Origin of the sequence: Isoptericola sp. NPDC060257 (genome assembly GCF_042726645.1) — a bacterium.
Taxonomy (GTDB): Bacteria; Actinomycetota; Actinomycetes; order Actinomycetales; family Cellulomonadaceae; genus Isoptericola; species Isoptericola nanjingensis.
In genome coordinates this window covers 1-9,306 of record NZ_JBHXAW010000061.1, presented here as the reverse complement: position 1 = coordinate 9,306, position 9,306 = coordinate 1, and the positions used below count along the sequence as shown (strand labels likewise).

The following is a 9,306-nucleotide window of genomic DNA, read 5'->3' as shown; positions in this document are numbered from 1 at the left end:
GTACACCGAGGTCACCGAGGTCACCGAGGTCACCGAGGTCACCGAGGTCACCGAGGTCACCGAGGTCACCGAGGTCACCGAGGTCACCGAGGTCACCGAGGTCACCGACTCCGTCGAGACCCGGCAGGCCGATCACCGAGTCACCCTCGAGCGCGTCGTCGACGAGCCCGTCGTCGGCGACGACGGAGTCCACGACCCCGTCCAGGTCACCGGCGGTCAGACCACCCAGCGTCACGTCGACGTCGTCGAGCACATGCCCCACGACCTCGTCCGTCACGCCGGCCTCAGGCTCGTCGGCCCCCAGGACGTCGTCCACGACGCCGTCCTCACCGAGCAGCCCGTCGACCGAGCCCTGCACCACCGGCCCGGTACCCAGCGCAGCGTCCAGCGAACCGGCCGCGTCCGAGACCCCGGCCAGCACGTCCTCGACCGTGGCGTCGACATCCGTCAGCGCGCCAAGGTCGCCCAGCGATCCCAGATCAGCGAGGTCACCCAGGCCGTCGACCGACCCCAGGTCACCGATACCGGGAAGACCGGCGGTCGCGTCACCCTCGAGCGCGTCGTCGACGAGCCCGTCGTCGGCGACGACGGAGTCCACGACGCCCTCCAGGTCACCGGCAGTGACCCCGTCGAGCGTGCCGTCGACGTCGTCGACCGCGTGCTCCACGACCTCGTCGGTGGCTCCGGCCTCAGGCTCGTCGGCACCGAGGACGTCGTCCGCGACGCCGTCCTCACCGGCCACCGCGTCGACGGCGCCGTCGGCGACCCCGCCCACGATGTCCCGCACCGCCGTGCCGGTACCGAGGACGTCGTCCACCGCGCCGGTCGCCGTGTCGGCGGTCTCGCCGACCTGCTCGAGCGCCGCGTCGACGCCCTGGTCCTCGAGCGCGTCGTCCACGATCCCGCCGTCGGCGGTGACGTCGTCCACGACGCCCTCGACGTCACCGGCGGCGAGGTGTCCCGTCGCCTGCTCGACGTCCTCGACCACGTGCTCGGTGACCTGGTCCGTCACGCCGGACTCCGGAACGTCGGCGCCGAGGACGTCGTCCACGACACCTCCGTCACCGGTGACCCCCTCGACGGTGTCCCGGACGTCCGCACCGGTGCCGAGCGCCTCGTCGGCGGCCCCCGCCACGTCCGACACGGTGTCCGACGCACGGTCCACGGTCTCGTCGACCGCGCCTCCGGCGCCACGCTCCGCGGGCTGCGGCACGTCGCCGCTCCCGCGGTCGTCGCCCCCGCCGGACGTCGCGCCCTCGGGGGCGGACCCGTCCGGACCGTCGCCGGCGCCGTCCCCGGCTGTCGCGTCGTCCGAGCCGGTGTCCGACCCGGCGCCATCGTTCGCAGCGCCGTCGTTCGCAGCGCCGTCGTTCCCGGAGCCGCCGCCCGCCGGTGCGGCGGGCTGGTCCTCGATCGCGTCGTCGACGACGCCATCGTCCCCGGCGACGTCCTCGACGACGCCCTGGACGTCACCGGACTGGACGTCGTCCGCCGTCCGGTGCGCGTCCTCGGCGACGGCGTCCACGAGGTCGTCGGTCGTCGTATCGGACTCCTCGTCCGGCCCGGCGACGTCGTCGACCGCGCCGTCGTCGCCGGCGGCGGCGTCGACCACGGCCTCGACGCCCTCCGTGTCGACCTCGGGGAGGTCCACGGGCGTGTCGAGCTCGGCATCGTTGGTCTCCTCGGAGACCTCGCTCAGGTGGAGGTCGACCGAGGTGTCCGTTCCGACGGTGGCGTCGACGACGTCATCGTCCGCAGCTTGGGCCGTCACGGCCCCGGCGACCACGAGGCCGCCCGCGACGAGCGCTACTTTCAGCGCTCGTCGGACATGGGTATGCATGATCCGCTCCTGACTGACGTGGTGCGCGGGTGGCGGACGCCGCCCGCGGTCGCTGTCGCGCGTGAGGGCGCGACGCGGCCACGTCAGGCAGGAGAGACGGGGATGTCGAGAGCGACCGCGGGAAGGCGGTCGAGCTGGTCGCCCGCGGGGACGATCCACGCCCGCGCGGTCAGGTGCGTGCGGCCCGCGAGGTCGGCGGCGGCGTCGCCGCCCGACGGCACGCGGGTGGTCGAGGAGGAGCCCGACGACGCCGGGCTCGTGGCGGGGGCCGACGGCGTGCCGGGCACGCTCTCCCGCTCGGACGGCGCGCTCCGCAGCTCGTCGGCCGCCGCGGCGGCGTCGAGCGCGGGGGCGGCCGGCGCCGGCGGGGCGAGGGCGGGCGCCGCGGGGAGGACCGGCTCGGACGCGGCGGCCGGGTCGGTGGCCGGGACGACGTCGGACGTCGACCCACCGGTCGCCGACGGCTCGGCGGGCACCGCGGCCGCGGGCGCTTTCCCGTCGACCGGGGCGGGCAGGCCGAGCACGGGCTCCAGCACCGGCTCCAGCACGGGATCGACGGCCGGGGTTACCGCGTCCACGACCGGCTCGACGACGGGCTGCAGCGCACCGCCGACCGGCTCGACCACGGGCGCGAGGGCGTCGACCACCGGCGCCGCGGCGCCGAGGACCGGCCTGACGACCGGCTCGAGGGAGTCAGTCACCGGCGTCACCAGCCCGACCACCGGGTCGAGCACCGGGTCCAGGGTCGTCACGACCGGCGCCACGACGGCGCCCACGCCGTCCGTGACCGGCGCGAGGGGGCGCGTCACCTCGTGGACCACCCGGCCCACCGGCTCCAGGACCGGCGACAGCGCGTCCGTCACGGGGGCCAGCGTCTCCGCGGCCGCACCCGTCACGGGCTCGAGCGCCCCGCCGACCGGCGTCGTGACCTCCTCGACCACGCCGGCCACCGGGTCCACCACCGGCGACAGCGGGGTGGCGATCCCCTCGACCAACGCGCCGACCGGATCGGTCACCGCACGGACCGGGGTCGTCACCGCCTCGACGGTGCGAGCCACCGGCTCGAGCATCGTCTCCCGCTCCGCGGGCTCGTCGGCAGGAGCGTCCGCCGCCTCCGGCGCCGCGTCCGCAGGTGCGGGCGAGGTGGCCGGCAGGTCGGACGGGACGTCCTCGCCGCGCGCGGGTCGCTCGGGCTGCCCCTCCGATTCCTCGGCCGAATCCCAGGCCGTCTGCTCCGCCTCGCCGGTCAGTTCGCGGGCCACCCGCTCGGCCGTCTCCTCGGCGTGCGCGACGACCTCGTCGTGCACGGCCTCGTGCAGCCGCTCGGCGTTCTCACGGACGGGGGCGACGGCCTCGTCGACCGCGTCGCGCACGACGTCGGGACGAGGCTCGGCGGACCGCTCGCCGTCGACAGGCGAGGCCTCGTCCGCCTCAGGCTCGACCGCGTCCGGCTCTGCCACGTCCCGCTCGGCGTCCCCCTCCGCACCGTCGGGGGTCTTGGCGCCCGACGTTCCCTCCGCGCCCTTCTCGACCGCGCCCTTCTCGACCGCGCCCTTCTCGACCGCGCTCTTCTCGACCGCGCCCTTCTCGACCGCGCTCTTCTCGACCGCGGGCTTCGCGGGAGCGGGCTTCGCGCGAGCGGCGTCCTCGGCCGGCGCCTGCACCGCGGGCTCGCTGTCGGCAGGCTCGCTGTCGGCAGGCTCGCTGTCGGCAGGCTCGCTGTCGGCAGGCTCGCTCCGGGCCGGCTCGCTCCGGGCCGGCTCGCTCCGGGCCGGCTCGGGCGCCGCCTTCTCCTGCTCGGGCGCCGCCTTCTCCTGGCCGAGTTCCTCGGCCGGTGCCTGCGCCGGCTTCTCCTGACGAGGCTCGCTGTCGCCGCGAGCGCGGTCGTCGTCGTGATCGATGAGCGACCGGACGACGGACGTCAACGGCCCCTCGTGGCCGCCGTCGTCGGCGGACGCGGTCCCGGCGAGGGTGACACTCAGCGCGGCGGCCCCGGCGAGCCCGACGGCCGTCCCGGCGACGCGCACGAGCCAGTGCCGGCGGCGTCCTGCCGCCGGAGCACGGTCCACGCTGCGTGTCACTCGGCCCCCTTCGATGCCACGCGGGGTCACGGGTTGCTCGGTCATGACCCAGCTCACACTGTGACGCCCGAGCAACAGTCACGCAACAGCAGCGGGCGAGTTTTCACCCGGGGGTCAGGCCACCGACGTCCCGAACAGCAGGCCGAGCGCGTACGTGACGGCAGCGGCACCGAACCCGATGGCGAGCTGGCGCAGCGCGCGCGTCCACGGCGACGTCCCCGACAGCAGCCCGGTGATCGCGCCCGTGATCAGCAACGACACGCCCACGAGCGCGGCTGCGACGGCGATCGCCGGGAATCCGGTGAGCCCCAGCAGGTAGGGCAGCACGGGGATGATCGCGCCGGACGCGAAGAAGCAGAAGCTCGAGATCGCGGCGCCCCAGGCGGTGCCGTGCGTCTCCAGGTCGTCGTCCTGCTCGACGACCGGGGTCGGCACGGGCTCGCCGTCCCGCTCGTCGTCGAGCACTTCCGGGGCGAGCGTCCCGGTCGCGGCGAGGCCGGCGAGCACCCGGTCGGCCCGCCCCTGCGCCTCGTCGGACGACATGCCGCGGGCGCGGTAGACGAGCGCCAGCTCGTTGGCGTCGACGTCGAGGTGCGGCAGCGCGGTGGCGCTCTTCGGGTCGGGCGTGGACGCCTCGAGCAGCTCGCGCTGCGAGCGCACGGACACGAACTCGCCGGCGCCCATGGACAGCGCGCCGGCGAGCAGCCCCGCGATGCCGGTGAGGAGCACGGTCTGCGACGAGACGCCGGAGGCGCCGATGCCGAGGACGAGCGCGAGGTTGGAGACCAGGCCGTCGTTGGCGCCGAAGACGGCGGCGCGGAACGTGCCGGACATCCGGTTGCGGCCGCGAGAGGCGAGCGCGCGCACCACCTCCTCGTGGATCTGCTCGTCCGCCGCCATCGTGGCGGTCGCGTGCTCGTCGGCGTCGTACGACGACCGCGCCTCGGCCCGCTGCGCGAGCGCGAGCACGAAGACGCCGCCGAAGCGCCGGGCGAGCAGACCGAGCATGCGGGTGCGCAGGTCGCCGCGCAGCGGCCGGCCGACGTCGTCGCCCAGGAGGTCGAGCCAGTGCTGCTCGTGCCGCTTCTCGGCGTCGGCGAGAGCGAGCAGGATGGCGCGCTCCTCGCCCGTGCGTCGCCGGGCCAGGTCCCGGTAGGTGGCGGCCTCGGCGCGCTCGTCGGCCAGGTAGCGCCGCCACTTGCGGATGTCGGCCGGGCGGCGGGCGGGCTGGTCGTGGGAGGGCCGGTCGTTCTCGGGCATGCGGTCTCCGGGCATGGCGGTGCCGTCGGTCATGCCGCCATGATCACCGTTGCGGGAGGCTCGTGGGTTCCGGGCGGAGCCGCGACCTCTTCCGGGGCCGCGCGCCCGAGTTTTCGGGCGTCCGCAGCCTGCGGGTTCCTCGTTCGTCGGGCGACGGCGTGGACGCGGCCCCGAGTGTCACCGGCTCGGGGCACAATGGGGGCGGCAACCAGGGGCTCGGACACTGGGAGACTCCGGCGTGATCATTGTCAGCACTGACGGCTCGTGCCTCCGCAATCCCGGGGGCGCGATCGGCTGGGCGTGGATCGCCCACGAGGGCGGCCGCTTCGACTCGGGCGGCGCTGCGTCCGGCACCAACCAGGTCGCGGAGCTCACCGCGCTCCTGCGCGCGATCGAGGCGCATCCGGGGGCAGAGCCGCTCCTCATCGAGTCCGACTCGCAGTACGCGATCCGCTGCGCGTCCGAGTGGATCCACGGGTGGAAGCGGAAGGGCTGGCGCACCGCGTCCGGCGACGCCGTGAAGAACCTCGAGCTGATCCGCTCCATCGACGCCGCGATCACCGGCCGCGAGGGCCCGGTCCGGTTCCGGTGGGTGCGCGGCCACGTGGGCAACCCGTTCAACGAGCGGGCCGACCAGCTTGCCGGCCTCGCCGCGCAGGACTGGGCGGCCGGCCGCGGCGGCGTCGACGAGCTGCTGCTCTCGGAGGACGCCGGCACGAGCACCTCACCGCGCGAGGACGGCGCGGACCGCTCGGCGGGGCGTCCTGCGCGGGACGCAGGGTTCGCCGAGGCCACGCCCGTCGGCGCGCGCGGCGACACCGGCTGGGAGCTCGGAACCCTCTTTGACTAGCACGACCCCCCTGACCAGCGCGGCCTCGACCGGCACGGACGTGACGGCCCGCCCGGCCGCCGCCGACGTCACGGTCGAGCACGCCTCGGACAGGCCGCTCGACCTCGCGCTGACGCTGGGTCCGCTGCGGCACGGCGCGTACGACCCCACGTTCCGACGCACCCCCGACGGCGCCGTGTGGCGCACCACGCTGGTGCATACCGGGCCGGTCACCCAGCGGTTCGTCGCGACGGGACCGCGCTCCGCCGTGGTGCAGCACTGGGGTCCGGGCGCACGGGAGGCGGCCGACGCCGTGCCCGTGCTGCTGGGCGAGGGGGACGACGCCTCCGACTTCGTCCCGCCGCCGCAGGCGCACGACGTCGCGCGGCGCACGCCGGGGCTGCGGATGTGCCGCAGCGGGCGGGTGCTGGAGGCCCTGGTGCCGGCCGTCCTCGAGCAGAAGGTGCAGGTCGTGACCGCGCACCGGGCGTGGCGCTGGCTCGTCGCCCGGCACGGCTCGCCCGCCCCGGGGCCCGTCCCGCACGGCCTGACGGTGGTGCCGTCCGCGCGCGGCTGGGCCGCCGTCCCGACGTGGGACTGGCACCGCGCGGGGGTCGACCCGCGACGCGCGGCGACGGCGGTGCGGTGCGCGCAGGTCGCGGCGCGGCTCGAGGACGCCGTCGGGATGCCGGCCGACGAGGCGCGTGCCCGGCTCGAGAAGGTGCCGGGCGTCGGGGTGTGGACGTCGGCCGAGGTGGCGCAGCGCGCTCTCGGCGACGCGGACGCCGTGTCGGTGGGCGACTTCCACCTCGCCGCGGCGGTCGGTTGGGCGCTCACCGGCGAGCGCACCGACGACGACGGGATGCTGCGGCTCCTCGCGCCGTACGCGCCCCACCGGCACCGCGTCGTGCGGCTGCTGTTCCTCGACCGCAGGCCGCAGGCCCCGCGCCGGGGCCCGCGGCTGTCGATCGCTGACTACCGCGCGATGTAGCCGGTCAGGCGATGGAGCCGGTCAGTCCGGCAGGCTGCACACGCCGTCCACGCAGACCGCGCCGTCGTCGCCCAGCAGCTGCAGCGGACGTTCGTCCGCGCCGTGGTGGGGTGCCGCCGCCTCGGCCGCGCTGACGGTCATCAGCGTGGTGCGGCGCGGGTTGGCGATCGAGCGGTACGAGCTCTCGGTGGCGTCGTTCATGTTTCTCCTCCAACGGAACCACTGCCGCGGTACGACCGGGCGTGGTGGGCCCGAGACCGCGGCACCCCGCGACGGTGCGGGCTGGCCTCGATTCTCGGTGATACTGCGTCTCACAGCCAGGGCTGGCGGTGTGAGATGCGCCTCGCTCGCCCGGCTCAGACCTCGGCGAGCACCTGGTCGAGCACCTGGACGAAGACGTCCGGGTCCTGCGCGCCGGACACGCCGTACCGGCCGCCGAGCACGAAGAACGGGACGCCGTTGATGCCGTACGCGCGGGCGCGGGCGATGTCGTCCGCGACCGCCTCGGCGTAGGTGCCGGAGTTCAGCGCGACGACGACGGCCTCGCGCTCCAGGCCGACCTCGGCGGCGAGGTCCGCGAGGTCCTCGACGTGGCCCACGTGCTCGCCCTCGGTGAAGTACGCGCGCAGCAGGCGCTCCTTCATCTCGTCCTGCTTGCCGAACGCCTTGGCCAGGTGCAGCAGCTCGTGCGCCTTGAGCGTCTTGGTGTGCCGGACCTGGTCCATCCGGTAGGTGAGGCCCTCGGCGGCGGCGAGCGCCGTCACCTGGTCCTGCATCTGCTGGGCGGTCTCCAGCGGGATGCCCTTGTGGTCGGCGAGGAACTCCGTGGCCGTGCCCTCGAAGTCGACAGGGGTGTCGGGCGAGAGCTCGAACGAGTGGTACTCGACCTCCACCTCGGGGGCGGCGCCGTCGCGCTCCGCCATCCGCTGCAGCGCGGACTCGAAGCGGCGCTTGCCGATGTAGCACCAGGGGCACGCGACGTCCGACCAGACGTCGACCTTGAGGGGAGCGTTCTCGATAGCGGTCACGTACGCACGAACGCCCCGCCGCGGGAGGCGATTCCCGCGGCGGGGCGTGTCGTGCGTCGCAGATGCCTCTGCACGACGGCGCGTCAGTTGAGCGGCGCGGTCTCCTCCGACTTCGTCGGCAGCTGCCCGCCCGCGATGCCCGCGATGAGCTGGTGGATGTCCACCCCGGTGAGCTGCTTGACGACGCCCTGGCCCTCGCCGAGCACGGACGCCACCGTCTTGGTCACCGCCGACGCGCCGTCGGTGGAGACGACGGTCATGCCCTGGATCGAGCCGATCGGCTCGGCCGCGGCACGGACGATCTCGGGCAGGCGCTCGATGAGCTCCTGCACGAGCGCGGCCTCGCCGTACTTCTTCAGCGCCTCGGCCTTGGCGTCCGTGGCGGCGGCCTCGGCCCGACCCTCGGCCTCGACGGCGAAGGCCTTGGCCTCGCCCTCGGCCTTGATGCCGGCCGCGAGGGCGATCTGCTTGTCGCGCTCGGCCTCACCGGCGCGGCGCACGGCCGCGGCGGACGCCTCGGCGTCCTGGATGGCCGCCGTCTTGTTCGCCTCGGCGATGGTGGTGCGCTTGAACGCGTCGGCCTCGGTGGCCGCGTTCGCGGCGTCACGGCGGGCGGTGGCCTCCTGGACCTCGGCGTACGCCTTGGCCTCGGCCGGCTTGCGGACCTCGATGTCGAGGCGCTCCTGCGTCACGCGGGCCTGCTCGGCCAGCGCCTCGCGCTCCTGCTGCGCCACGAGCCGGTCCTGCTCGGCGCGCGCGAGCTGGCCCGCGGCCTCGGCCTCGGCGTTCGCGCGGTCGGTGTCGGCCTTGATGGCGGCCTTCTTGAGGTCGAGCGCCTTCTGCCGCTCGGCGATCTGCTCGGCCGCCTCGATGACGGCGAACTCGGAGACCCGGCGGGCCTCCGCCTCGGAGACCTCCGCGACCTGGAGGGCGCGGGCGCCCTCCGCGCGTCCGAGGTTGGAGAGGTAGTCCGACCCCGGCGTCGAGATGTCGGAGATGTTGAGCAGGTCGACCTGCAGGCCCTGCTCCGCCAGATCGGTCTTGGTCGACTCGACCACGCGGTCCGACAGGCCCTTGCGGTCGGAGATGATCTGCTCGATCGTCATGTCGCCGACGATGGAGCGCAGCGAGCGAGGCGATCTGGAGGAGGTAGCCGCGGCTCTCCTTCAGTACGGGCAGGAAGGCCTCGAGGCCGGCGAGCAGCACGGCGGGCGCGGCCTCGACGTCGCCGAAGGTCACGCCGACGCCGGTGCCCGCCACCGCGTGGCCCAGGAACG

At 75.0% G+C, this 9,306-nt stretch carries 9 protein-coding genes; 3 read left to right on the top strand and 6 right to left on the bottom strand.

All coding sequences use genetic code 11. The annotated features are described in order from the left end of the window. From ACFWEK_RS07460 to ACFWEK_RS07450, 3 genes are all read right to left on the bottom strand, one after another. On the bottom strand, positions 1-1,840 hold a 1,840-nt coding region (locus ACFWEK_RS07460; protein WP_430553634.1), incomplete at its 3' end, for a hypothetical protein. An 83-nt stretch (positions 1,841-1,923) separates the two neighbouring features. Then, positions 1,924-3,921 (bottom strand): hypothetical protein, encoded by a 1,998-nt coding sequence (locus ACFWEK_RS07455; RefSeq protein ID WP_430553633.1) that lies wholly within the window; start codon positions 3,919-3,921, stop codon positions 1,924-1,926. A gap of 114 nt (positions 3,922-4,035) precedes the next feature. Further along, a complete protein-coding gene (locus tag ACFWEK_RS07450; RefSeq protein ID WP_430547873.1) occupies positions 4,036-5,181 on the bottom strand; it encodes a VIT1/CCC1 transporter family protein in 1,146 nt (381 codons plus the stop codon). Between the two features lie 238 nt (positions 5,182-5,419). On the opposite strand from ACFWEK_RS07450, the gene ACFWEK_RS07445 reads away from it, so the two are divergent. Further along, positions 5,420-6,031 (top strand): ribonuclease H, encoded by a 612-nt coding sequence (locus ACFWEK_RS07445; protein ID WP_430547825.1) that lies wholly within the window; start codon positions 5,420-5,422, stop codon positions 6,029-6,031. Beyond that, positions 6,024-7,001 carry a DNA-3-methyladenine glycosylase family protein gene (locus tag ACFWEK_RS07440; RefSeq protein ID WP_430553632.1) on the top strand — a complete coding sequence of 326 codons (978 nt, stop codon included), beginning with the start codon at positions 6,024-6,026 and terminating at the stop codon, positions 6,999-7,001. The genes ACFWEK_RS07445 and ACFWEK_RS07440 overlap by 8 nt, the downstream gene beginning before the upstream one ends. Before the next feature lie 21 nt (positions 7,002-7,022). Here ACFWEK_RS07440 and ACFWEK_RS07435 read toward each other — a convergent pair whose 3' ends face one another. The 3 genes from ACFWEK_RS07435 to ACFWEK_RS07425 form a co-directional block, all read right to left on the bottom strand. After that, positions 7,023-7,202 carry a hypothetical protein gene (locus tag ACFWEK_RS07435; protein WP_380244887.1) on the bottom strand — a complete coding sequence of 60 codons (180 nt, stop codon included), beginning with the start codon at positions 7,200-7,202 and terminating at the stop codon, positions 7,023-7,025. A 155-nt stretch (positions 7,203-7,357) separates the two neighbouring features. Further along, entirely contained in the window at positions 7,358-8,029 is a 672-nt protein-coding gene (locus tag ACFWEK_RS07430; RefSeq protein WP_430553631.1) for a DsbA family protein, read from the bottom strand. Between the two features lie 83 nt (positions 8,030-8,112). Next, positions 8,113-9,135: a flotillin domain-containing protein gene (locus ACFWEK_RS07425; RefSeq protein ID WP_430553630.1), complete on the bottom strand. Its 1,023-nt coding sequence runs from the start codon at positions 9,133-9,135 to the stop codon at positions 8,113-8,115. On the opposite strand from ACFWEK_RS07425, the gene ACFWEK_RS07420 reads away from it, so the two are divergent. Continuing rightward, the coding region (locus ACFWEK_RS07420; RefSeq protein WP_430553629.1) for a hypothetical protein at positions 9,116-9,306 on the top strand (191 nt) is incomplete at its 3' end. The two genes, ACFWEK_RS07425 and ACFWEK_RS07420, sit on opposite strands and share 20 nt — an antisense overlap.

Excerpts from the sequence above, each read along its gene's own strand:
- ACFWEK_RS07450 (WP_430547873.1), bottom strand. The coding sequence starts at position 5,181 with ATGCCCGAGAACGACCGGCCCTCCCACGACCAGCCCGCCCGCCGCCCG.
- ACFWEK_RS07435 (WP_380244887.1), bottom strand. The coding sequence starts at position 7,202 with ATGAACGACGCCACCGAGAGCTCGTACCGCTCGATCGCCAACCCGCGC.
- ACFWEK_RS07425 (WP_430553630.1), bottom strand. The coding sequence starts at position 9,135 with ATGACGATCGAGCAGATCATCTCCGACCGCAAGGGCCTGTCGGACCGC.